This window comes from Flavobacterium cellulosilyticum (genome assembly GCF_004349355.1).
Classification (GTDB): Bacteria; Bacteroidota; Bacteroidia; order Flavobacteriales; family Flavobacteriaceae; genus Flavobacterium; species Flavobacterium cellulosilyticum.
This window is the reverse complement of sequence record NZ_SMFK01000001.1, coordinates 668,737-691,986: the sequence shown is the minus strand read 5'-3', so window position 1 is coordinate 691,986 and position 23,250 is coordinate 668,737. Positions and strand designations below refer to the sequence as shown.

Below are 23,250 nucleotides of genomic sequence, written 5' to 3'. Positions count from 1 at the left end.
GAATTTAAAGAATTGACAACTTTTAAAAAGTTGTCAATTCTAATCATAATAAATTCTAGAAGAGATACAGAAATGTGTCTCTTTTTTTATATCATTTTTAGAAAAAATTAGATAAAGTTATGGTTCGAATCCAGACGAAACCTCAAGAAAAGATACATTTATGTATCTCTTTTTTTTATATCATTTTTATAAAAAATTAGCTAAAGTTATGGTTCGAATCCGAACGATACCTCCAGAAGAGATACAGAAAAATGATGAATTTAAAGAATTGAAAACTTTTAAAAAGTTGTCAATTCTAATCATAATAAATTCTAGAAGAGATACAGAAATGTATCTCTTTTTTTTATATCATTTTTAGAAAAAATTAGCTAAAGTTATGGTTCGAATCAAAACGATACCTCCAGAAGAGATACAGAAAAATGATGAATTTAAAGAATTGACAACTTTTAAAAAGTTGTCAATTCTAATCATAATAAATTCTAGAAGAGATACAGAAATGTGTCTCTTTTTTTTATATCATTTTTAGAAAAAATTAGATAAATTTATCTTTAAAATACAGACTTTACTTAAAAAATAAAGCAGTTGAAATATGTCACTTTTTTTAATAACTTATAGAATATAAAAAAATTATATTATTCTAAAAACTATAAAATTTGAATTTAAATACATCAGATAAACCTGAATTTTTTGAGAATATAATACCTAAAAATAATGAAATAGTTTCATAGAAAGTAATGAAATATTTTTTTATTTTATTGATTATCAATCCTTTCCAAAGCATTTTTTAGTTTTTCTTTTTCTTTTGGAAACCAACCTTGAGTTATTAAAACAATACCGAAAACCATTAAAACAATGCTAATTCCTTTTTTTATTTTAAGAATATTTATTGGGGTTAATTTTGTTTTTAATTGCTTAGCTAAAACTATTTTAACGCAATCTACTAGCAAATAAGTCAGAATTACAGCTGCAAAAAAAGTAAACATTCTAGAATTTTGCATTTCTAATTTTGGTCCAACCGATATAATAACAGCCAACCAAAATCCTAATACACCAATATTAATAATATTCAGAAAAAATCCTTTTAAAAATAAACCAAAGTAATCTTTTCTGATAATTTCGGTGTCAATTTTTTTTGTATCAATCTTCTTTTCTTTTCGTAAACTGATATAGGAAATAACTCCATAAGCTAACATTAAAATTCCCCCAAACATAAAAAGGCCTGAATTATCTTTTAGACTTGTAATTAATCGATAACTACCTAAATAAGCAATTGTTATAAACACAATATCTCCTAAAACTACCCCTAAATCAAACACTAAAGCAGCCCTAAATCCTTTTATAATACTGGTTTCTAGTAATATAAAAAAAACAGGACCAATCATAAAACTTAAAAAAATTCCCCATGGAATTCCTGATAAAATATCGTTTACCATTATTTGTTTTTAAAATAGAATATATACTACCTATATTATTTTTGTCTTATTGTTCCTCCTAAAATAGTTTTTTGGTTGATCTGTTTTGGTTTCCCATAAATATCTATTGAACCACCTGCTCTTACTTTTGCATCAACTAATAAAGTAGCATAAACCGCTGCTTGCCCACCAGCTGAAACAGTAACTGTAGTCTGTGAAGTATTCAAATCATTCCCTTTATAAATAGCTCCTGAAGCAATAATTACATTTTGATTGGTTGCTGTTCCTGTTAATTCTATAATTCCACCAGTTACCGCTCTAACATTTGCTTTATCAACATCTAAATCTAAATTTATCTCTGATCCTTCACTAGCGTCTATATCAATTATTGTTTGCTTGAAACTTTGGTCAGCAGAAATATAAGAACCTTCATTTGCTTGAATTGTTTCTAGATTTATATAATAAAGTTGTATTACAATATCATCTCCAGATAACAATTTTGGAAATGGCATTCTTAATTTTAATTCTCCATTTTTATTCACTATTTCTACTTCATTTTCTCTGTTTCCTGTGATAATTATCTTATTTTCTTGAGAAGGAATTAGTTTTACATTTAGTTTATCAAATACTTTAACGGAATAAAAATCACCAAGGTTTTTACTAACTTGTGCAAATGTAAATTGAGTTAATAATACAAAAGTAATTAGTAGTAGATTTTTCATTTTTTCTTTATTTATTCGTTTCTTCTAATAAAATTAAAATCCAATTGTTTTTTTACTAAATCGGCATTTTTTACTTTAACGTAAATTTCATCTCCTAATTGTAATAAATTCTTTGTAGTTGCACCAACCAATGCATATTGTTTTTCGTCAAAGGTGTAATAATCATCTTTTATTTCTCTGATTCTTACCATTCCTTCGCATTTATTTTCGATAATTTCTACGAAAATTCCCCATTCAGTTACTCCAGATATTACACCCAAAAATTCTTGATCGTTATGATTTTGCATGTATTTAACTTGCATGTATTTGATAGAATCTCTTTCCGCATTGGTTGCCAAACCTTCCATGGTAGATGAATGCAAACATTTGGTTTCGTATTTATCTTCATCAACTGATTTTCCTCCATCAAGATAATGTTGCAATAATCGATGCACCATAACATCAGGATAACGACGAATTGGAGAGGTAAAATGACTGTAATAATCGAAAGCCAAACCATAATGTCCAATATTATCTGTTGAATATTTGGCTTTACTCATGGTTCTAATAGCCAGCGTATCAATTAAATTCTGTTCTTTTTTTCCGTTTACATCTGCCAACAACTGATTCAATGATTTTGATATATCTCCTTTATTTCTAAAATCAATTTTATAACCAAACTTAGCAATAACAGTTTGCATAGCGATTAATTTGTCTTCATTCGGTTCATCGTGAATACGATAAATAAAAGTTTTCTTTTGTTTTCCAATGTATTCTGCCACTTTTCTATTGGCTAAAAGCATGAATTCCTCAATCAAATGATTCGCATCTTTTGAAACTTTAAAATAAACGCCTTCCGGCTCTCCATCTTGATCTAAATTAAATTTTACTTCTACTTTGTCAAATGAAATAGCACCATGGTTCATTCTGTCTCTTCTTAAAATTATAGCTAAATCTTGCATTTTAAGCGTCGCTGCTACAATTTCATCTGAAACTTGATACGCACTTCCAGTAATGGATGTCTCTGCCGGAATAGTATTGTCTTTTGTCTCTATGATATATTGTGCTTCTTCGTAAGCAAAACGTTGATCTGAATAAATTACTGTTCTTCCAAACCATTGGTTAACAACCTGAGATTTTTCGGTAATTTCAAATATAGCCGAAAAAGTAAATTTTTCTTCTTGTGGTCGTAACGAACAGGCAAAATTAGACAGCACTTCTGGAAGCATGGGCACTACTCTATCTACTAAATATACCGAAGTAGCTCGTTGATAGGCTTCATCATCAAGAATAGTTCCTTCTTGAAGATAATGAGAAACATCGGCAATATGAATTCCTATTTCATAATTTCCGTTTTCTAATTGTTTAAATGACAAGGCGTCATCAAAATCTTTCGCATCTTTCGGATCAATTGTGAAAGTAAGTGTATCGCGCATATCACGACGTTTTAGTATTTCAGCTTCACTAATTGAAGTATCTATTTTTTGAGCAAATACTTCCACTTCTATCGGAAATTCTGATGGTAAACCGTATTCAGCTAAGATGGCATGAATTTCGGTATCGTGTTCTCCAGGTTTTCCTAAAACTTTAACCACAGTTCCAAAAGGACTGTCGGCTCTTTTAGGCCAATCTTCGATATGAACTAACACAACATCACCTTGTTCAGCTTCTCCTAATTTATCTTTTGGAATAAAAATATCGGTATACATTTTTGGATTGGCAGTTGAAACAAAAGCAAAATTCTTTTGAATATCAATTACACCAACAAAGTCGGTTTTCTTTCTTTCGATAACTTCAATGACTTCACCTTCAGGTCTTCTCCCTTTTCTTCTGTTATAAACATATACTTTTACAGTGTCTTTGTCAAAAGCTCTGTTTAAATTATTAGTAGGAATAAATACGTCTTCTTCTAATTCAGGACATACAAAATAAGCTGTTTTCCGGCCAGTCATATCAATTGTTCCTTCGTAATAATCTTGACTAATCGCTTTTACTAGATACTTGCCTGGTTCTGTTTCAATAATTTTATTTATTGAAGCTAGAATTTTTAAATCTCTAATGATTTCATTTCTGCTTTTTGTATCATCTAAATCTAAAATTGCTGCTATTTGCTTATAATTAAATGCTTTATTAGCATTTTGAGCTAGTATTTTTATAATTTTATCAGAGAAATCTTTCTCACTTTTTACTGGTTTTCTCAGTTTTTTACTCATAAATCTTTTCTTAAAAGTCTAAAATTACAAAATTGTATTCAGTGTATACTATTCTATGAATAGTTTTAAAGAAATAATAACTTTTGTATCTTTATAAAAACAATTCCAATGGAAGAATTCAAAACTATTGCAACCTTCACTTTTGTTCATGAAATTCTAGTTTTAAAATCCATTTTACAACATGAAGGAATTCGTTATTTTTTTCAAAACGAAAATCTAATAGCAATAGATCCATTGGCTAGTTTTGCTTACGGTGGAATCAATTTAAAAATTCACCCCAATGATTTTGAAAGAGTGCAAAACATATTAGACAATTTAAATTCAAATTTAAAAATTGTTTAATTTTTTCAAAGTTGTCAACATATATTAAATACAACAAAAAGAAAAAGGAAATTAAATTTATTTTTTAATGGTTATTATAGCATGTTAATAGTTACTATAAGTTTATTTTTAAATCCATTATTTATAAGATATATGTTTTTATATTATTTTATTAACATAGTTATTTATATATAAAACACTTAGAAACAAGTGTTTTTATATTTTAATAAACAACTGTTAACAATTAGATAACATTCAATTTTGTAAACAACTTAGACTTGCATTTTTGTTAACAAAGCAGTTTTTAGTATCAATAACTTTTATAAAAATCATTCAAACTAAATTAGGTTATTTCAACTCGGTTTTGGATTAGCTTTTTATTCCATACAAACAAATAATAGTTCTAATATTCTATCTCAACTTATCAACATTCTATGTTAACATAAGGTTAACTGATTTTCAGTTATTTATAAATGGCTATTAACATTACGGTAAATTAACATTATAAGTAGATTGAATAGTTTTTTTATGTTTAATGTAAAATTAATTAGTGCGCTAAATATCAGTATATTAAAACATATTATTATTTAATAATAAAGAAAAGTAATTAAAAACAATACTTTCAGTAAATTTGCAATTCTATAATTAAATTAAAAAAAGATGAAAATATCTATAGGAAACGACCACGCTGGACCAGATTATAAAAAAGCAATTGTACAGTATTTAGAGTCTAAAGGTCATACAGTAACTAATTACGGAACTGATTCTGAAGCTAGTGTTGATTATCCAGATTTTGCGCATCCAGTTGCTAATGATATTACTGAAGGAAAAGCTGATTTTGGAATTGTAATTTGTGGTTCTGGAAATGGAATTGCTATGACAGTGAACAAACATCCAAAGGTAAGAGCGGGTTTGTGTTGGATTAAAGAAATTGCTTATTTAACCCGTTTGCATAATGATGCTAATATAGTGAGTATTCCAGCTCGTTACACTTCAATTCCTCAAGCAGTCGAAATTGTTGACACATTCTTAACCACAGAATTCGAAGGAGGAAGACATCAAACTAGAGTGAATAAAATAAGTTGTTTATAAATTTTGGGACACAACCATAGCCACGGTAATCATCACGAAGTTCAAGGTAAAAACTTATTATTTTCAATAATTTTAAACCTTGTAATAACTGTTGCACAAGTTATCGGTGGACTTATTTCAGGAAGTTTGGCTTTATTATCGGATGCATTGCATAATTTTTCCGATGTTCTTTCATTGGTTTTTAGTTATGTAGCTCATAAATTATCTCAAAAAGAAGCTTCAATAAATCAAACTTTCGGATACAAAAGAGCCGAACTTATTGCCGCTTTCGTAAATGCAATGACGCTTATAATTGTTGCTTTTTTTTTAATTTATGAAGCAATAGAACGTTTTTTTAACATACATACAATTGCATCTGATTTAGTAATTTGGCTTTCGCTTTTAGGAATAATAGTAAATGGTTTATCGGTTATCATGTTAAAAAATGATGCCGATAAAAATCTAAATATGAAATCGGCTTATTTGCATTTGTTTACAGATATGTTGGCCTCAGTAGCTGTTTTAATCGGTGGATTGTTGATGAAATTTTTTCAATGGTATTGGGTTGATAGTGTATTGACTTTGTTAATTGCAATTTACTTACTTTTTGTTGGATTTGATTTACTAAAAAAATCGACTCAAATGTTAATGCTTTTTACTCCAAGTCACATTGATATAAAAGAAATTATTACCGAAGTGCATACTATTCCAGGAATAGAAAAATTACACCATATTCACGTTTGGTATCTTAATGAAGACGAATTACATCTAGAAGCGCATCTTGAATGTCAGGAAGATATTAAAATGACTGAATTCAACGAGATTTTACAAAAAATTGAACATGTTTTATTCGAAAAATTTCAGATTAATCACATCAATATTCAACCAGAATATAAAAAAGAGGAAACCTCAAAGGATTTTATTGTCCAGGATTAATTTGTTATAAATATTAGAAATTCAGTCAGTCTACTGACCGAATTAACGTTTTTTTATTTTTAAAAAAAATATTTTTTTGACTTTATTATTTAAAAAGTTTAAAATAAAACCAAAGAAAAGTAAGCAAGAATTGAAAAATTACAATACCCCAATACTTCCACAAATAGGAGTTTTTTGAAGTTTTATGACTGAAAATAAACATTGCTAATCCAGAACCAATAGTTCCACCAACGAAGACAAAACCCAATAAAGTGCGTTCTGAAATTCTATTTTTTTGTGCTTTTGCTAAATATTTATCATAGCCTACTAGAACAAAAGCGATTGCATTTAAAATCAAAAAAGAGTAGAATATAACATTCATTTAGCTACTATTAAGCTCCAAAGATATTATTTTAGCGGACTGAAAAAAAAACAAACAATGACCAACATACAATTCATCGCCAAGACTGTACATACAGCCGCCATAAACATTCAGAAAACCGTTCAATTATTACAAGAAGATTGCACCATTCCGTTTATTTCAAGGTATCGAAAAGATACTACAGGAAATCTCGATGAAGTGCAAATAGAAAACATAGCCAAACTTCAAAAGCAATACGAAGCGATTGTAAAGAGAAAAGAGGCGATTTTAAAATCAATCGAAGAACAAAATGCCTTAACGCCCGAATTGGATAAAAAAGTCCAGCAGAGCTTTGATATGCAAGAGTTAGAGGATTTTTATTTACCATATAAAAAGAAGAAAAAGACCAAAGCCGATGTAGCCCGCGAAAACGGATTGGAACCTTTGGCCAAAATCATTATGGCGCAAGGCAAAGACGATGTCGATTTTTTGTCTACGAAATATTTGAATGAGGCTGTAACCAATGAAGAGGCAGCTTTGCAAGGTGCACGAGATATTATCGCCGAATGGATAAACGAAAATATTTATGTTCGTAAACAATTGCGACGCCTGTATGAACGCAAAGCAACCATCACAACTAAGGTAGTAAAAACCAAAAGGGACGAAGAAGGGGCTCAAAAATTCAACCAATATTTCGAATGGTCAGAACCTTTGACAAAAGCACCATCGCATCGATTATTAGCCATGCTACGCGCCGAAAACGAAGGTTTTATTAAGTTTAAAGTCGAAGTTGATATAGACGAAGCGTATGATATAATTGACGAATTGATTTTAAAAGGACAAAGTGCCAGCACGCCACATGTGCAATTGGCTATTGAAGATTCGTATAAAAGATTGCTCAATCCTGCCATTTCCAACGAAGCTTTGCAAGAAGCCAAAGCCAAAGCAGATGCCAATTCGATTCAGGTTTTTGCGAACAATTTAGGACAATTATTGTTGGCGCCACCTTTGGGAGAAAAACGTATTTTGGCTATAGATCCAGGATTTCGTTCAGGTTGTAAAATAGTTTGTTTGGACGAAAAAGGTGATTTATTATACAACGAAACCATTTATCCGCATGCGCCTCAAAACGAAACGGCCATGGCAATGAAAAAGATAAAATCAATGGTAAATGCTTATTCTATTGATGCAATTTCAATAGGAAACGGAACCGCTTCTAGAGAAACGGAATTTTTTATAAAGAAAATAGCTTTCGATAAGCCTGTTCAGGTTTTTATTGTTTCAGAAGCGGGAGCTTCGGTGTATTCGGCATCGAAAATTGCTCGTGAAGAATTCCCAAATTATGATGTTACGGTCCGTGGTTCGGTTTCTATCGGTAGGCGATTGAGTGACCCATTGGCCGAATTGGTAAAAATTGATCCCAAAGCAATAGGAGTAGGTCAATATCAGCACGATGTGGATCAAAACAAGTTAAAAGAAGAATTGGATAGCACGGTGATTCGTTGCGTGAATTCGGTTGGGATAAACATCAATACTGCGAGCAAGCATTTGTTGAGTTATGTGAGTGGAATAGGAGAGAAGCTGGCAGAAAATATAGTGCAATATCGTTCCGAAAACGGCCCATTTGAAGACCGAAAACAACTCAAAAAAGTACCTCGTTTGGGCGAAAAAGCCTATCAACAAGGAGTGGCTTTTATCCGAATTAAAGAAGGAAAAAACCCCTTGGATAATTCGGCGGTGCATCCTGAAGCTTATCCAATTGTGGAGAAAATGGCAAAAGACTTGAAACTAAAAGTGAGCGATTTGATTGGCAACAAGGAAAAAACAGCCTTAATAAAACCTGAAAATTATATCACACCAGAAATAGGTTTATTGACCTTAAAAGATATCATTAAAGAACTCGAAAAACCAGGATTAGATCCCAGAAAATCAGCCAAGGTTTTTGAATTTGACCCGAATGTAAAAACCATCAAAGACTTGAAAACAGGCATGATTTTAAACGGAATTGTCAACAACATTACCAATTTTGGATGTTTTGTCGATTTAGGTATCAAAGAAAGTGGCTTGGTTCATATTTCCCAACTCAAAGCAGGCTTTGTGAGCGATGTAAACACGGTGGTGAAATTGCACCAACACGTTGAAGTAAAAGTCACTGAGGTGGATGAGGACAGGAAAAGAATTCAATTGACGATGGTGATTTAAAAAGAATCAAAAAAATTGATTAAATTTGATTACTAAATTATGGAAAATTGGCAAAAACACATTAGCATAAATCCAGGCATTAGAAGTGGAAAACCTTGTGTTTCTGGCACAAGAATTACGGTCTCTGACGTGTTATCATATTTAGCGTCAGGAATGTCGATGGAAGAGATTATCGAAGATTTTCCTTTAATTAGATAAAGAAAAAATAATGGCAACACTCTCGTTTGCTGCTTATCGAGATACTATAACTAAGATTGCTTTTGCCTCGTGAAGTTATTATTAGATGAAAATTTTTCTTGGCGAATGATAAAAAAGCTTAGTCCATTTTTTGAAGAAGTTGTTCCCGCTTCAGAATTACAATTAAATCCACCTGCAGATGATATTGGTATTTGGAATTATGCAAAAAAAAATGGATTTACAATAGTAAGTTAAGATGATGATTTTGAGAAAATTGTACTTTTAAGGAAAGCACCACCGAAGTTAATCTTTCTTAAAACCTATAATCTAGACACCAAAAAATTAATAGAGCTTTTCCTTGAAAGTAAGGATAAAATAATAAATTTTATTTCTACTAATGAAAACGATATTTTTGAAATATACACCAATTAGAATATAATTGCTATTGTCTTAGGTTCACATTTTCCAACTCAAAGCTGGCTTTGTGAGCGATGTAAACGAAGTTGTGATACACTCGCATGTTACTGTCAGAGTAACTGAAATGAATGAGGATTGGAAAAGAATACAGTTGACGATGGTTAGTAAAGAAATAGTTCCAAACTACAAGTAAATAAATGACTTGTGTATTGGAACTTTTTTAATGTCGAAAATTAAAGAAATTTACTCTTTTGTTTCGCTTTCTTTTTTATCTTCTTTTTTTTCGTCGTCTTTGGCTGCATTTTTAAATTCTTTTATTCCACTTCCAAGCCCTTTCATTAATTCTGGAATTTTTTTACCTCCAAAAAGTAATAATACAACTGCCAATATAACAAGGATTTCTGTAACACCTAATCTTCCCATAATTGAATAATTTGTTGCCGGAGCAAATTTTTAATAAATATGAAGACAAAGGTAAATAGAATTATTTTACTTAATTTCATTTTAGCCTAATTATTTAGATTCAAAAGCGTTAAAACTTTGGTAAAATTTATTTTTATATAATTGTAAACAAGTAAAAATAGGGTTAATAACAAGATATTAAATTATTATATTTGTAAAATATACTTATAAAAATGTCCGAAAAAAGGCTTAAAAGGAAAAAACTCAAAAATAAATTATTTACAAAAAACCGATTGGTCATTTTGAATGAAGATACCTTTGAAGAACTTTTTTCTTTCAAATTGAATCTTATGAACGTTTTTATAGTAGCTACCCTTGGTGCTATTTTTCTAATATCAATAACAACATTTATCATTGCTTTCACTCCTTTGCGTGAACTTATACCTGGATATTCTTCTACTAAACTTAAAAAAGATGCAACTGAATTAGCATTAAAGTCGGATTCACTAACTTTGGCTTTAAAGAAAAATGAAGTTTATATAAAAGCAATTCGGAAGGTACTTACTGGTGAATTAGAATATGCAAAATTCAATAAAGATTCCATTCTTGCATCGAGCACTGATACACCTTCGAAATTCGACTTTTCCCCTTCAAAAGAAGAATTGGAATTAAGAGAAAAAGTAGCAAAAGAGGAAAAAACGAACCTTCAAAAAGTGAAGGTAAAAAAACACTAATTCATGGCATTAAAACCTTTTTTGGCTAAAATATTTGCCCGAAACATCTATCATAAAACACAAGCTTGGGCTTCAAATCCAATTGAAACACAGCGTAAAGTGTTCAAAGATTTACTACATCAGGCTTCAAAAACTTCATTTGGTGCAGATCACCATTTTGACCAAATTAAAACCTTCGACGATTTTGCAAAAAATGTACCGATTCGGGATTATGAAGATTTAAAACCCTACATTGAAAAAGTGGTAAACGGGGAGGAAAATATTCTCTGGAAAGGGAAACCACTTTATTTTGCTAAAACTTCAGGAACTACTTCAGGAGCCAAATATATTCCGCTTACAAAGGAATCGATGCCGTTTCATATCGAATCCGCTCGAAATGCTATTTTACATTATATTCACGAAACAGGAAACTCCAGTTTTGTAGATGGAAAAATGATTTTCCTTCAAGGAAGTCCAATATTAGAAGAAGAAAACGGAATAAATTTTGGCAGACTATCAGGAATTGTAGCTCATTTTGTTCCTAAATATTTACAAAAAAATAGAATGCCCTCGTGGGAAACGAACTGTATTGAAGACTGGGAGAAAAAGATAAACACGATTGTCGAGGAAACTTTTGACCAAAATATGACAGTGATTTCGGGAATTCCATCTTGGGTGCAAATGTATTTTGAGAAATTGCACCAAAAAGGTGGGAAGCCTGTAGGAGAAATCTTCAAAAACTTCAATTTATTCATTTATGGCGGAGTCAATTATGAGCCGTATCGTGCCAAGTTTGAAAATCTTATTGGACGGAAAGTAGATAGCATTGAATTGTTTCCCGCTTCAGAAGGATTTTTTGCCTATCAAGATTCCCAAAAAGAAAAAGGAATGTTGCTGTTATTGAATTCGGGAATTTTTTATGAATTTATAAAAAGCGAGGAATTTTACAACTCAAATCCCAAAAGACATACTATTGGTGAAGTTGAATTAGGAGTCAATTATGTGTTGATTATTTCGACCAATGCAGGACTTTGGGCATACAATATCGGCGACACCGTTCAGTTTACGAGTTTAAAACCGTATCGAATTATAGTTTCAGGAAGAATCAAACATTTTATCTCCGCTTTTGGCGAGCACGTCATTGGAAAAGAAGTTGAAAGCGCCTTGCAAGAAGCTATTATTGGAACAAACATCCGTATCAATGAATTCACGGTAGCGCCACAAATCAACCCAAAAGAAGGTTTACCTTATCATGAATGGTTTATTGAGTTCGAAAATGAACCCGATAATCTTGATGATTTTGCAGATAAGCTAGATCAAGCAATGTGCAAACAAAACTTGTATTATGACGATTTAATTATTGGTAAAGTATTGCGAAAAGTGGTCGTTACTACTGTGGTTAAAAATGGTTTTCAAGACTACATGAAATCGATAGGAAAACTGGGTGGACAAAACAAGCTTCCTCGTTTGAGTAACGATAGAAAAATTGTTGATTTATTAAAATAAAATTGGAAACTATAAATTTGTTGCTAGAGGAAAACCTAATGAAAGAAATAAAGAATATATCACGATCTAGAGCCCAAGAGTCATCTGCTGCAATTGAAAAAATGTACATAACGATGCGGCATTTGTTTAACCGCGGTTTTTATAAACCTATGGGAGTGTCTGGCGAAACTTTGCGCGAAGCATTATTGTCGTTACGTCCCGAAATTTACGGAAACATTGCTGAAGAAAAAGTAGAATTAAGCGGACTTTTATATGTTATTGAACGACTTCCAATAGGAATTGAAGAATGCCGATTTATCAATTTAACTTCAGATGAAGGCTATTCTAAATCCCACTTTCATGCTATAGTTCCACCAAAAAGAAAAAGAAATTGTTATCGTATAGACGAGGAACAAATGAATGTTGAAATTACGCGAGGTCGTTCAGATATTTATGATATTTTGACACATTTGACGTTCATTTTCATTGAATCCCATAAAATAAGGAATAGGGTTTTGCTTGATGAAGCTGGAGAAGTTTCACGCGATTGGTTAAAGATAGAACAAGCAGTATTTCAAAAGAAAAAGCTGACACAAATTGAAAGAGAAAAAGCAGTTTCGCATGCTGCAAACATCTTAGGAAGAACATTTATAGAAGTCTTAGATATTTATGATGCATTTGGATCAGAATTAGCTCCTGATCGATTCTTGCATGTCATTTATTGGCTTGGAAAATTAGCCATCGAAGAAGTGGTAGAAGACAACAAAAGAACGATTACATTCAGTCCAATTTTAAGAGAACGATTAGGGCATCATATTCATGGTGAAATTTGGGCTACTAACATCAAGGAAGTTCTGAAGGAAAACAATCTTTTAGAACGTCCAATTCACGTTATTAGTGCCAATATGCACAGTGTAATGAACTCTATTTTTGCCACAACAGTGTTGAAAACAAAGTTTAAAGACAAATCAGATTTCTTTATTTATGAAGAACTGAGTAAATCGGGTGCCAATGAGGTTCGAGATAAAGTGGAGGAATTTGCAATTCAATATGGAATGATTTCAGTTCCAGATGCCTCTGGAACGAATATAAATGTTCAAATTTTTGATACCGCAAAAATAGATTGGGCAAAATCATCTTTTCCAACAGCTCAAATTGGTGAGAAAGCACCTGTTTTAATAGTAATGGATTATGCTTTTGGAGAACAAGCTTATGAAACTATCGATGAGCTCTTGAAACCATTCAAGAAAAACAATAGTTTAATAAACGTGGTATCCATTTCAATTATGGGAAAAGCCGGGATTCTCGAAGGAGGAAAAGGTGATATTATGATACCATCTGCTCACATCAATGAGGGTACAGCCGATAATTACTTTTTTAAAAATGAGTTGTCAGGTAAAATGTTTGAAGGCAATGATATTGCTGTTTTCGAAGGACCCATGGTTACAGTTCTTGGTACTTCATTGCAAAACAAAGATTTATTAAAGTTCTTTCACGAATCAACTTGGGGTGTTATCGGATTGGAAATGGAAGGTTCTTATTATCAAAAAGCCATTCAATCAGCATCAAAAATCAGAAAAAGTATTCCACCTGATGTTAAAGTTCGATATGCTTATTATGCATCAGATAATCCATTAGAAACAGGAAGTACATTAGCTTCAGGAGGATTAGGAACAACGGGAGTGAAGCCAACTTATTTGATTACAATCAAGATTTTGGAACAAATTTTTAATGTAATTTAAAAGTAGCGAATCGAACAGTCGAAATATTCCTGTGCTAAAAACCAATACCCAATAATTTGAAAACTAAAACAGCGAGATATTCTGGCTTTATTCGCCCATTTTCTTACTTGATAGATTTGATTATCATCAATGTAACGGCTTTTTATATTTTTCCGTTTCATGCTAATAATTCATTTTCCTATGCTGTTTTCATCACTTTAGCTTGGGTTTTAATTGCAATTTATTTAGGTTTTTATGAAGTATACCGTTATACAAAAGTAATTGCTATTCTAAATTGCACTTTAAAACAGGGCTTTTTATACACTCTTTTTTGCTTGGCATTGGAGTTGTTTTATTCTGATTTTCTATATCAAAAGAAAGTTGTTTTATTTGTTTTTATTTCCTTATCCCTCATATTATCTGTTAAACTTTTTATTTATTATTTTCTTAGAAGATATAGGCTTTTAGTGGGCAGAAATTTTAGAACAGTGGTGTTATTAGGAAACACTAAAAACACGCATCCGTTAAAAGCATTTTTTACTGAAAATATAGATTATGGGTATAAATTAATAAAAAGTTTTACTTTAGAAAACCATAAAAGCGAAAAAATAGAAGCTTGTCTATCCTTTGTATTTGAAAAAAAAATAGATGAAATATATTGTGCTACAGCTGATTTATCTGACAAACAAATTAGAGAAATCATCAACTTTGCCGATAATAATCTAAAAACATTGAAGTTTATTCCAGATGAAAAACAAATTCTTTCCCGTAATATAAAGTTCGAATATTATGATTATATTCCTGTTATTTCCTCTAGAGATATTCTACAAGATCAAACTATGAATAAAATCATAAAACGTGCTTTTGATCTTTTGTTTTCTACAATAATAATCTTGGGAATATTGTCCTGGTTAATTCCAATTATGGCTATAATTATAAAATTGGATTCAAAAGGGTCCGTGTTTTTTGTTCAAAAAAGGAACGGTTTGAATTACAATGTATTTAATTGCTATAAATTCCGATCGATGAAGTTCAATTCTCATTCAGATGTGGATTTAGCTTTAAAAAATGATATTGAAATAACCAAAATCGGTCGTTTTATACGAAAAAACAGCATTGACGAATTGCCTCAATTTTTCAATGTTTTATGGGGAGATATGTCAGTTGTTGGGCCAAGACCACATCCGGTAAGCCATAATGATAAATATGCCTTAATGACGGATAAATTTATGGTGCGTCATTTTGTGAAACCTGGAATTACGGGACTTGCCCAAACCAAAGGTTTTAGAGGAGAAGTGGAGTCTGATGAAGATATCATCAACCGAGTAAAATATGATATTTTCTACATGGAAAATTGGTCCATTTTATTGGACATTGAAATCATTTTTAACACCATTTATATTACTTTAAAAGGAGACGAAAAAGCATTTTAAAAAACACCTTCATTCATTAATTTTTTTATTTGATAATCAAGATTGAATTTATTTTCTGCACATTCGAAAACCTGTTTTTTCATTATTTGAATCGATTCTTTTCCGGTTTTTGAGATTTCAATTAATGTAGTATTTAAACTTTCAAAATCACCAACATGGGCAACCCAACCCAAATTATTTTCGGCAACAATTGTTTCTCCTTCACCACCACCAAAATAAAGTATTGGCAAACCCAAAGCACTGTATTCAAATATTTTTGATGGTACAGAACCATAAATTCTTTTTTTAAGTGGAACGATGGCAATGTCAAATTTTTTCAAGCTTTCGTGTAATTTGTCCCGTTCAACCATATCGTGAAATACGATTTTTTTCTGTGGGTTTTGTTGAATAAATTCCTCAATTTGAGATTTTTCAGCTCCATCACCAAAAATGTGCAATTCCATGTTTAAATTTTGTAAATCAATTTTTTGACATAATTCAAAAATACCTTGTGCAATTCCTAATAAACCAGCATAAAATAATTTTATTGGTTCATCGGGATTGACATCAAATTGCGGTTCTATACTTTTATGTTCGGGAAAATTGCGATACAAATAGCATTTTTTTTCTGGATAAATCGAATGAATGTGAGTAATTATTTCGTTAGACTGACCAAGGATTATATTGGAATTTGAATAGATAAATCGTTCAAAAAACAAAGAAACTTTATGTGAAAAACTATTCTTTTTAAGCGCATTTAATTCAATTGCCGCCAATGGCCATAAATCAGAAACATTCAAGATTATCTTTTTTCGCATTAGCGAAAGCACCAAAACAGAAATATAAGAGAGCATCAATGGTGGCGATTGAACCACTACTTTATGAGGTATTTTTTTGCATATTAAATAGAAAAATAAAGCAGTCGAAAAGGATAATACCGATAGCATTCTTTTTAAGATGTTTTTGCTGATACTTGGATAAATCCACAATCGTTTTACTGTAATATTATGGTGTTTTTCAGTCACCAATAACTTTCCTTTATATTCCGGAAACAATGCTCCTTTTGGGTAATTCCCTAAAGGACAAAGTACAGTAACTTTGTATTTGTTTTGATCTAATTTCAAAGCCAACTGTTCGATTCTATTTGCAGCAGCACCTTTTTCAGGTGGGTAATAATTAGATATGATTAGTATTTTTTCCATTATTTTTTAAGCAAAATTTCAATAATTCGTTCCGAGGCTTTTCCGTCCCAAAGTGCTGGAATTCCCGCTTTTATTTTTCCAATATTCAAGAATTCTGTAAACTTTTTTTCCAGCTTTTCTATAGATGTTCCTACCAAAGTATTGGTTCCAATGTTAAGAGTTTCGGGCCTTTCGGTGTTGTTTCGCATCGTAAAACAAGGAATTCCAAGTATTGTGGTTTCTTCCGAAATTCCACCAGAATCTGTTATAACAGCAAAACTATTTTTAATAAGATACATAAAATTCAAATAACCTTGTGGCTCGACAAAAAGGATGTTTTTTAAAACTAAATTTGTTTCTCCCAAAATAGCTTTAGTACGAGGATGAATTGGGAAAATCACTTTTTTGTCATCGGTCATTTTGTCAATGCCTTGAAGCAAATTAATTAGCGACTTTTCCTCATCTACATTGGAAGGTCGATGTAAGGTAAGAATGATATAATTTTGGGTTTCTAATTCAAATTGGTTCCAAAAATCAGGAGCAACAATTCGTTCTATATTTTGATATAAAGTATCGATCATTACATTGCCTACAAAATGGATATTGGATTTTTCAATTCCAAATTTCATTAAATTATCGGACGCCGTTTCAGAGGTTGTGAAGAAATAATCGGTAATGCTATCGGTTACGATTCTATTTATTTCTTCAGGCATAGTCCTATCGCCAGAACGAATTCCGGCTTCTACATGAGCCACTTTTATGTTTTGTTTTTTGGCTACAATGGCACAAGCCATGGTCGAATTGACATCGCCAACTACCAATACTAAATCGCAAGGATTTTGCTGTAATTCTTTTTCAAATGCCACCATTATAGCGCCTGTTTGCTCGGCTTGTGAACCACTTTTTACTTCTAGATTGCTATTGGGTTTTGGGATATTCAACTCTTCAAAGAAAGTATCGCTGAGGTTTTTGTCATAATGCTGCCCTGTGTGCACCAAGCGAAAAGAAATAGCGGCTCCTTCGGTTTGCTTTTTTTCTATCGCTTTGATTATGGGTGCGATTTTGATGAAATTAGGTCTTGCGCCTGCAACTATGGTGATTTTCATTAATTGTTATTTTTAGTAACCTATTTTTGTTCTTGGTTTATCGTCTACTTTTTTCTCGGTCAATTCGTCTCAATAAGATTCCAATTTGTCATTGCAAGGAACGAAGCAATCACGTGATTTTCCAGTTTTTTCTGGATTTGAAGAATGTCTATTTTCAAATCGATAGTATCGAAAAGCATTTGTCTCACTCTCGAAAATATGCGCATTATTTGAATATTAGTCTGAATTGCTTTTGTGCTATTTATAACACTTGATAACAAAAGAACGCCATGTTCTGTGAAAGCATAAGGTAATTTTCTAGTGCCACCCCAACTTGATGTCGCAACTTGCGACTTCAATTTTTGGAATTCATTTTCAGTTAATTGAAACATAAAATCTTCAGTAAATCGGGATAAGTTTCTTTTAACCTGTTCTTTTAACCTTCTAGTTTCAACATTGTAAAGTGTAGATAAGTCTACAGCAAGCATCACTTTTTGGTTTCTAATATAGTATATCTTATCAGAAATCAATTCTTCAGAAAGTAGTATCTCATTTTCCATCTATTATCGTTTATCTTCTTTAAGATCACAATTTGTAACCTCCAATTATGTCATTAGGAAATTAATGGTTTCTATTTTTCAAATTTGAAATAATTAATTGAGGTTTCCCAGATTTACTAGGTTTTATTTCCAAAACTTCATTAAAATTTATAATAAAAGGTTCGTTGAGTTGACTTTCTATTTGCTTTGAAATAGAAGTTAAAATTTCGGGTTTAAAATTAATTCCTTTGATGTAATTGATAACTATTCCATTCAAGTCATTTTGCACAACACAAAACTGATTTATTTCGGGAATATGTTCAAAGATCCCTGTAAACGAATGAACCACCATAAAGTTTCCGGAGGGTGTTTTTACAATATCGGTATCTCTTCCAATAATTTTTTGAAGAATAGGCAAGTTCAATTCCCTGTTTTTTGGATAGTCTTTTCGAGGCAATTTAATGGCCAAATCACCAATTTTATACCGAATTAAAGGCATTGCATAACCATTTAAATTAGTAACCACAACATGACCTATTTTCCCATCTTCAACCTCGTTTCCTGCATCGTCAAGTAGTTCTACCACGACATTTGTTGTCATTAAATACAAATAGTCTAAGTCTTTTTGGGCGCCAATCATTAATCCTTCGGCAGAACCATAGGTTTCATATACCCTGCAATTAAAGGCTTCGAAAACAGCTTTTTTGTAATGATCGAATAATTTATCGCCCCATGCAATAGCAGTTTTTATTTTTAACTCTATTTTGTTTTCGATCGCTATTTGAGAAATAACGTATAATGAAGAAGCATAACCCGCCAAGGTATATTCCTGATTCTTATTCAATTTCGACAAAATATGTAGAATATCTTCTTTGTTATGCGAAAACGCCTGGATGTATTTTGTTCTAAAAAAAAAGTCTTTGTATTTTTTTAATCCTTGTCTTTTAGGATTAATCCCGGTTTGAATTAGTTTGTCCCCAAGATTATATTTTGCCCATTGCCACCACAACAATTGCGTTGCACGGTTAAAAGTTTGTTCTTTTTTGCTCCAATAAACAATAGTTTGTTCGCCAGTAGAACCACTACTTCCGTTTTTTAATAATTCCTCTTTGGGTAGAGTGAGCAATGAGTCGGTTTGGGTTTTGATGATTTTTTTAGTTAAAATCGGAAAACGTTTCAAACTATCCATAGGCATGTTTGGATCGACTGCAATCCCTAGATTTGTATAATATTCAGCGTTTTTTATTGCATGCGAAAGTAACTCCGACAATTTTTCTTTTTGATATTTTTCAATTTCAATTTCTGAAAGTTTAGTGGTTTTATCAAGTTTTTCAATTTCTTTAGAAAGTGGTATAGAAAAAATGAATTCACTTATAGGTAGTAAAATAGTAGTAAAGATTTTGCTATAGAGACTCATTTTTGTGTTGATTTTTTAGTCCTTTATTTTACTAGCAATTTATTTGGTTTGTGTCTATTGCTATACTGTAAATCGAAACATTTTTCGAAATATATTTTTACCAAAAATAATATTTAAGGATAACTAATGTACAAGAAGTAACAACTTTTTAAGATTTAATTATTTTTTAAGTTCAAAAGCAATTATTTTTGCTGCACAATTAACAACTACACAATGACAATTTTACTTTTAGGTTCAGGAGGAAGAGAGCATGCTTTTGCATGGAAAATGATTCAAAGTCCGCTTTGCGACAAACTATTTGTAGCTCCAGGTAATGCAGGAACTGCTTCAATTGCTACTAATGTCGCGATAAATCCAACAGATTTTACTGCAGTTAAAGCACTTGTTTTAAAAGAAAAAGTAGGAATGGTAGTTGTAGGACCCGAGGATCCATTAGTAAAAGGGATTTTCGACTTTTTCAAAAATGACACCGATTTAAAAGATATTCCAGTAATTGGCCCCTCTAAATTAGGAGCAACATTAGAAGGAAGTAAAGAATTTGCCAAGGAATTCTTGATGAGACATAATATTCCAACGGCAGCTTATGATAGCTTCACTGCTGAAACTGTAGAAAAAGGTTGTGCATTTTTAGCCACTTTAAAATCACCTTACGTTTTAAAAGCCGATGGTTTAGCCGCAGGAAAAGGAGTTTTGATTATTCAAGATTTGGCGGAAGCCCAAGAAGAATTAAGAAATATGTTGGTGCATCAAAAATTTGGTGATGCCAGTTCAAAAGTAGTTATCGAAGAATTTCTTGACGGAATCGAATTGAGTTGTTTTGTATTAACTGATGGAAAGAACTATAAAATCCTGCCAACAGCCAAAGATTACAAACGCATTGGTGAAGGCGATACAGGCTTGAATACAGGCGGAATGGGAGCGGTTTCTCCAGTTCCATATGTTGATGCTGTTTTGATGGAAAAAATCGAGTCACGAATAGTAAAACCAACGATTGAAGGTTTTCAGAAAGATGGAATCGAATACAAAGGTTTTGTTTTTATTGGTTTAATTAATGTCAACAACGAGCCAATTGTAATTGAATACAATGTGAGAATGGGTGATCCTGAAACCGAAGTGGTGGTTCCAAGGATGAAATCAGATTTAGTGGAAATGTTTTTGGCTGTAGCCAATGAAAAACTTGGAGATTTCATACTAGAAATTGACGAAAGAAGTGCTACTACAGTGATGCTGGTATCCGGAGGTTATCCTGAAGATTTTGAAAAAGGAAAAGTAATCTCTGGTATCGAAAATATTGAAGATTCAATTGTTTTTCACGCAGGAACTAAATTAGACGAAAATGGAAATGTACTTTCAAATGGTGGAAGAGTTATGGCAATCACTTCGTATGGAGATAACTTCCAAGAGGCCATAAAAAAATCTTACCAAAACATAGACAAGCTAAATTTTGATAAGATGTATTTTAGAAAAGATATTGGCTTCGACTTACTTTCCTAAGAAAGAATGCGCTGTTGTATCTTGTTTCTCTTGACCTTCTTCTTCGTGTAGTTTCAATTGTTTAATCCAATAAACCATTGCTACTGCACAGATAATCATAAAAATCCAGTTGATGGTATTAGCAGCAAACCAGTGAGTTAATTCTAATTCTTTAAGAAAATTGTGTAGAGCAAAAAATATGTTTTCAAATAACCATTGAATTCCTTCAAAAAATGCTTTCATCTCGTTAATTTTATTTGTTAATTGTATTTGATGTTAATTGCAATTGTATTTATTTTAATGAAAAAAAAATACTTAGCTCGTTTCATCATTATACAAGTATTATATTTACAGTCACAAAAGTATAAAATATCCTTATGATAACAAGTGTTTTTAAAAAATCTACCCCAATAAATTTTTTTTTGGTTGTAATTTTAATGCTGGTTTTCTTTTTGATCTACCAATTTCAAGACTTATCTTGGATAAATTCTACGTTTTCTATTTTAATAAAAACAATGCTTTTTATTGTTTTATTAGCGTCTGTTTTTATCACCAATTTTATATCTAAAAAAAATGGATTGAGTAAAGACAGTAGCTACACGATATTATTCTATTTTTTATTTTTACTTTTTTTTCCTTCTGTACTGGATAATACGAACTTAATTTTATCCAATTTTTTTATCTTGTTAGCCCTTCGCAGATTAATTTCTTTACAATCGCTAAAAGCATCAAAAGAAAAAATATTTGATGCTTCAATATGGATATTTATTGCAGCTTTGTTTCATTTTTGGAGTATAATTTATATAGTATTAGTTTTTATCTCCATAATATTTCACACATTTAGAGATTACCGGAATTGGGTATTGCCTTTTATCGCTTTTTTTGCTGTGGGAATTTGTTATATAGTGGTAGCTTTAATATGCTCAATTGACATTCTTGAATTTATATATACTCATACTAGGGTAAGTTTTAAATTAGATTATTTCACCAATAATTATCAAAATGCGGCCTTTTCTATTTATTTAACTATTGCCTTGTTTTTTATAATTTCAATGTTTGCATCATTATCAAATAAGCCTCAATTGTTACAATCTTCCTTCAAAAAAATCATTCTTTCTTTCTTTCTTGGAGTTGCTGTTTTTGTACTATCATCAAACAAAAGCAATGATATATTACTATTTACAATTGCTCCATTGTCCATAATGGCAACAAGTCATATTGAAATTAAACAGTTAAAATTAAAACAAGAAATTGTCTTATCAGTTCTTATACTGTGTAGTTTATTTGCATTTTTCTCACAGTTATAATTTATTGCCATAAGCTAAATCACCTGCATCGCCTAGACCTGGAACAATGTATTTTTTATCATTTAATTTCTCGTCTAACGTCGCTACCCAAAGATGACAAGAGTCGGGTAAATTTTCTTCAAGAAATGCAACACCTTCTGGAGCAGCAATAATTACGGCTATATGAATTTCTTTCGGTTGTCCTTTTTCCATTAATTTATTAAAAACGGCCACCATCGATTGTCCAGTGGCAAGCATAGGATCAATTAGCAATAAAGTTTTATTATTAATATTTGGGACTGCTTGGTATTCTACTAAAATATCAAAAAATTCATCATTATTTGGATGATGTCTATAGGCCGAAACAAACCCGTTTTCGGCATTGTCAAAATAATTCAAAAACCCTAAATGGAGTGGAAGTCCTGCTCTAAGAATGGAACATAATACGAGTTTATCTTCAATTTCAGTGGTTTTTTTGATTCCAAGTGGAGTTTTTATTTCCACATCCATATAGTGTAAATCTTTACTTAACTCGAGTGCCATGACTTCGCCTATACGTTCAATATTTCTTCTAAAACGCATACTATCATTTTGAACATTAACATTCCTGATTTGGCCTAAAAAGTGATTTAGAATGCTGTTTTCTTCGAATAAATAGTGTATTTGCATTGTTTTTTATTTTTGAACCAAACTTATTACGTTTTTAATTGACTATAAAAGTATTAAAAGTATATTTGTAATTATAA

Annotated in this window: 22 protein-coding genes and 1 pseudogene; 12 read left to right on the top strand and 11 right to left on the bottom strand. The window is 31.3% G+C overall.

Annotation, left to right across the window (positions count from 1 at the left end; translation table 11 throughout):
- Positions 1–752: 752 nt before the first annotated feature.
- The 3 genes from E0F76_RS02660 to rnr are packed head-to-tail and all read right to left on the bottom strand — an operon-like array spanning position 753 to position 4,326.
- Positions 753–1,433, bottom strand: a complete 681-nt coding sequence (locus tag E0F76_RS02660) for a LysE family translocator (protein WP_132000978.1) — start codon at positions 1,431–1,433, stop codon at positions 753–755.
- A gap of 35 nt (positions 1,434–1,468) precedes the next feature.
- A complete protein-coding gene (locus tag E0F76_RS02655; protein ID WP_132000976.1) occupies positions 1,469–2,134 on the bottom strand; it encodes a head GIN domain-containing protein in 666 nt (221 codons plus the stop codon).
- Between the two features lie 11 nt (positions 2,135–2,145).
- A complete protein-coding gene (rnr, locus tag E0F76_RS02650) occupies positions 2,146–4,326 on the bottom strand; it encodes a ribonuclease R (RefSeq protein WP_132000974.1) in 2,181 nt (726 codons plus the stop codon).
- Positions 4,327–4,434: 108 nt separating this feature from the next.
- On the opposite strand from rnr, the gene E0F76_RS02645 reads away from it, so the two are divergent.
- From E0F76_RS02645 to E0F76_RS02635, 3 genes are all read left to right on the top strand, one after another.
- Positions 4,435–4,668, top strand: coding sequence for a DUF2007 domain-containing protein (locus E0F76_RS02645; protein ID WP_132000972.1), 234 nt, complete (start codon positions 4,435–4,437; stop codon positions 4,666–4,668).
- Positions 4,669–5,307: 639 nt separating this feature from the next.
- Positions 5,308–5,739 carry a ribose 5-phosphate isomerase B gene (gene rpiB, locus E0F76_RS02640; protein WP_132000970.1) on the top strand — a complete coding sequence of 144 codons (432 nt, stop codon included), beginning with the start codon at positions 5,308–5,310 and terminating at the stop codon, positions 5,737–5,739.
- Positions 5,740–5,742: 3 nt separating this feature from the next.
- A complete protein-coding gene (locus E0F76_RS02635) occupies positions 5,743–6,654 on the top strand; it encodes a cation diffusion facilitator family transporter (protein ID WP_132000968.1) in 912 nt (303 codons plus the stop codon).
- Positions 6,655–6,739: 85 nt separating this feature from the next.
- On the opposite strand, the gene E0F76_RS02630 is transcribed toward E0F76_RS02635, so the two are convergent.
- Positions 6,740–7,015 (bottom strand): DUF1294 domain-containing protein, encoded by a 276-nt coding sequence (locus E0F76_RS02630; RefSeq protein WP_132000966.1) that lies wholly within the window; start codon positions 7,013–7,015, stop codon positions 6,740–6,742.
- A 57-nt stretch (positions 7,016–7,072) separates the two neighbouring features.
- Between E0F76_RS02630 and E0F76_RS02625 the strand changes: the two genes are divergently transcribed.
- The 3 genes and pseudogenes from E0F76_RS02625 to E0F76_RS19960 all read left to right on the top strand — a co-directional run bounded on the left by E0F76_RS02625 (position 7,073) and on the right by E0F76_RS19960 (position 9,805).
- Positions 7,073–9,196 (top strand): Tex family protein, encoded by a 2,124-nt coding sequence (locus tag E0F76_RS02625; RefSeq protein WP_132000964.1) that lies wholly within the window; start codon positions 7,073–7,075, stop codon positions 9,194–9,196.
- A 39-nt stretch (positions 9,197–9,235) separates the two neighbouring features.
- A complete protein-coding gene (locus E0F76_RS02620) occupies positions 9,236–9,394 on the top strand; it encodes a DUF433 domain-containing protein (protein ID WP_246021961.1) in 159 nt (52 codons plus the stop codon).
- A gap of 69 nt (positions 9,395–9,463) precedes the next feature.
- Positions 9,464–9,805, top strand: a pseudogene (locus E0F76_RS19960) (DUF5615 family PIN-like protein).
- Positions 9,806–10,033: 228 nt separating this feature from the next.
- Here E0F76_RS19960 and tatA read toward each other — a convergent pair.
- Entirely contained in the window at positions 10,034–10,213 is a 180-nt protein-coding gene (tatA, locus tag E0F76_RS02610; protein ID WP_132000962.1) for a twin-arginine translocase TatA/TatE family subunit, read from the bottom strand.
- Positions 10,214–10,425: 212 nt separating this feature from the next.
- On the opposite strand from tatA, the gene E0F76_RS02605 reads away from it, so the two are divergent.
- From E0F76_RS02605 to E0F76_RS02590, 4 genes are read left to right on the top strand one after another with little or no spacing between them, the layout of a single operon-like run.
- Positions 10,426–10,926, top strand: coding sequence for a peptidase (locus E0F76_RS02605; RefSeq protein ID WP_132000960.1), 501 nt, complete (start codon positions 10,426–10,428; stop codon positions 10,924–10,926).
- A 3-nt stretch (positions 10,927–10,929) separates the two neighbouring features.
- Positions 10,930–12,411: a GH3 family domain-containing protein gene (locus tag E0F76_RS02600; RefSeq protein ID WP_132000958.1), complete on the top strand. Its 1,482-nt coding sequence runs from the start codon at positions 10,930–10,932 to the stop codon at positions 12,409–12,411.
- Positions 12,412–12,449: 38 nt separating this feature from the next.
- A complete protein-coding gene (locus E0F76_RS02595; RefSeq protein ID WP_132001636.1) occupies positions 12,450–14,132 on the top strand; it encodes a DUF6909 family protein in 1,683 nt (560 codons plus the stop codon).
- Positions 14,133–14,188: 56 nt separating this feature from the next.
- Positions 14,189–15,544, top strand: a complete 1,356-nt coding sequence (locus E0F76_RS02590) for an exopolysaccharide biosynthesis polyprenyl glycosylphosphotransferase (RefSeq protein ID WP_132000956.1) — start codon at positions 14,189–14,191, stop codon at positions 15,542–15,544.
- Here E0F76_RS02590 and E0F76_RS02585 read toward each other — a convergent pair.
- The 4 genes from E0F76_RS02585 to E0F76_RS02570 all read right to left on the bottom strand — a co-directional run bounded on the left by E0F76_RS02585 (position 15,541) and on the right by E0F76_RS02570 (position 19,745).
- Positions 15,541–16,725, bottom strand: a complete 1,185-nt coding sequence (locus tag E0F76_RS02585) for a glycosyltransferase family 4 protein (protein ID WP_132000954.1) — start codon at positions 16,723–16,725, stop codon at positions 15,541–15,543. The genes E0F76_RS02590 and E0F76_RS02585 overlap by 4 nt on opposite strands.
- Entirely contained in the window at positions 16,725–17,810 is a 1,086-nt protein-coding gene (wecB, locus tag E0F76_RS02580) for a non-hydrolyzing UDP-N-acetylglucosamine 2-epimerase (RefSeq protein WP_132000952.1), read from the bottom strand. The genes E0F76_RS02585 and wecB overlap by 1 nt, the downstream gene beginning before the upstream one ends.
- Before the next feature lie 59 nt (positions 17,811–17,869).
- On the bottom strand, positions 17,870–18,349 hold the full coding sequence (locus E0F76_RS02575; RefSeq protein ID WP_132000950.1) for an ORF6N domain-containing protein: 480 nt from the start codon (positions 18,347–18,349) through the stop codon (positions 17,870–17,872).
- Positions 18,350–18,410: 61 nt separating this feature from the next.
- The gene (locus E0F76_RS02570) at positions 18,411–19,745 is read right to left on the bottom strand and encodes a phenylacetate--CoA ligase family protein (RefSeq protein WP_132000948.1); all 1,335 of its coding nucleotides are present in this window, start codon (positions 19,743–19,745) and stop codon (positions 18,411–18,413) included.
- A 213-nt stretch (positions 19,746–19,958) separates the two neighbouring features.
- Here E0F76_RS02570 and purD point away from each other — a divergent pair, with 213 nt between their 5' ends.
- Entirely contained in the window at positions 19,959–21,239 is a 1,281-nt protein-coding gene (purD, locus tag E0F76_RS02565) for a phosphoribosylamine--glycine ligase (protein ID WP_132000946.1), read from the top strand.
- Here the strand turns inward: purD and E0F76_RS02560 are convergent.
- On the bottom strand, positions 21,228–21,461 hold the full coding sequence (locus E0F76_RS02560; RefSeq protein WP_132000944.1) for a DUF6341 family protein: 234 nt from the start codon (positions 21,459–21,461) through the stop codon (positions 21,228–21,230). The two genes, purD and E0F76_RS02560, sit on opposite strands and share 12 nt — an antisense overlap.
- Positions 21,462–21,595: 134 nt before the next feature.
- On the opposite strand from E0F76_RS02560, the gene E0F76_RS02555 reads away from it, so the two are divergent.
- Positions 21,596–22,525, top strand: a complete 930-nt coding sequence (locus tag E0F76_RS02555) for a DUF6427 family protein (protein WP_132000942.1) — start codon at positions 21,596–21,598, stop codon at positions 22,523–22,525.
- Here the strand turns inward: E0F76_RS02555 and upp are convergent.
- Positions 22,520–23,173: a uracil phosphoribosyltransferase gene (upp, locus tag E0F76_RS02550; RefSeq protein WP_132000940.1), complete on the bottom strand. Its 654-nt coding sequence runs from the start codon at positions 23,171–23,173 to the stop codon at positions 22,520–22,522. The two genes, E0F76_RS02555 and upp, sit on opposite strands and share 6 nt — an antisense overlap.
- Positions 23,174–23,250 lie beyond the last annotated feature (77 nt).

Excerpts from the sequence above, each read along its gene's own strand:
- rpiB (WP_132000970.1), top strand. The coding sequence starts at position 5,308 with ATGAAAATATCTATAGGAAACGACCACGCTGGACCAGATTATAAAAAA.
- E0F76_RS02625 (WP_132000964.1), top strand. The coding sequence starts at position 7,073 with ATGACCAACATACAATTCATCGCCAAGACTGTACATACAGCCGCCATA.
- upp (WP_132000940.1), bottom strand. The coding sequence starts at position 23,173 with ATGCAAATACACTATTTATTCGAAGAAAACAGCATTCTAAATCACTTT.
- E0F76_RS02630 (WP_132000966.1), bottom strand. The coding sequence starts at position 7,015 with ATGAATGTTATATTCTACTCTTTTTTGATTTTAAATGCAATCGCTTTT.
- E0F76_RS02600 (WP_132000958.1), top strand. The coding sequence starts at position 10,930 with ATGGCATTAAAACCTTTTTTGGCTAAAATATTTGCCCGAAACATCTAT.
- E0F76_RS02660 (WP_132000978.1), bottom strand. The coding sequence starts at position 1,433 with ATGGTAAACGATATTTTATCAGGAATTCCATGGGGAATTTTTTTAAGT.
- E0F76_RS02655 (WP_132000976.1), bottom strand. The coding sequence starts at position 2,134 with ATGAAAAATCTACTACTAATTACTTTTGTATTATTAACTCAATTTACA.
- purD (WP_132000946.1), top strand. The coding sequence starts at position 19,959 with ATGACAATTTTACTTTTAGGTTCAGGAGGAAGAGAGCATGCTTTTGCA.
- E0F76_RS02570 (WP_132000948.1), bottom strand. The coding sequence starts at position 19,745 with ATGAGTCTCTATAGCAAAATCTTTACTACTATTTTACTACCTATAAGT.
- E0F76_RS02595 (WP_132001636.1), top strand. The coding sequence starts at position 12,450 with ATGAAAGAAATAAAGAATATATCACGATCTAGAGCCCAAGAGTCATCT.
- tatA (WP_132000962.1), bottom strand. The coding sequence starts at position 10,213 with ATGGGAAGATTAGGTGTTACAGAAATCCTTGTTATATTGGCAGTTGTA.
- rnr (WP_132000974.1), bottom strand. The coding sequence starts at position 4,326 with ATGAGTAAAAAACTGAGAAAACCAGTAAAAAGTGAGAAAGATTTCTCT.
- E0F76_RS02560 (WP_132000944.1), bottom strand. The coding sequence starts at position 21,461 with ATGAAAGCATTTTTTGAAGGAATTCAATGGTTATTTGAAAACATATTT.
- E0F76_RS02605 (WP_132000960.1), top strand. The coding sequence starts at position 10,426 with ATGTCCGAAAAAAGGCTTAAAAGGAAAAAACTCAAAAATAAATTATTT.
- wecB (WP_132000952.1), bottom strand. The coding sequence starts at position 17,810 with ATGAAAATCACCATAGTTGCAGGCGCAAGACCTAATTTCATCAAAATC.
- E0F76_RS02585 (WP_132000954.1), bottom strand. The coding sequence starts at position 16,725 with ATGGAAAAAATACTAATCATATCTAATTATTACCCACCTGAAAAAGGT.
- E0F76_RS02575 (WP_132000950.1), bottom strand. The coding sequence starts at position 18,349 with ATGGAAAATGAGATACTACTTTCTGAAGAATTGATTTCTGATAAGATA.
- E0F76_RS02645 (WP_132000972.1), top strand. The coding sequence starts at position 4,435 with ATGGAAGAATTCAAAACTATTGCAACCTTCACTTTTGTTCATGAAATT.
- E0F76_RS02555 (WP_132000942.1), top strand. The coding sequence starts at position 21,596 with ATGATAACAAGTGTTTTTAAAAAATCTACCCCAATAAATTTTTTTTTG.
- E0F76_RS02620 (WP_246021961.1), top strand. The coding sequence starts at position 9,236 with ATGGAAAATTGGCAAAAACACATTAGCATAAATCCAGGCATTAGAAGT.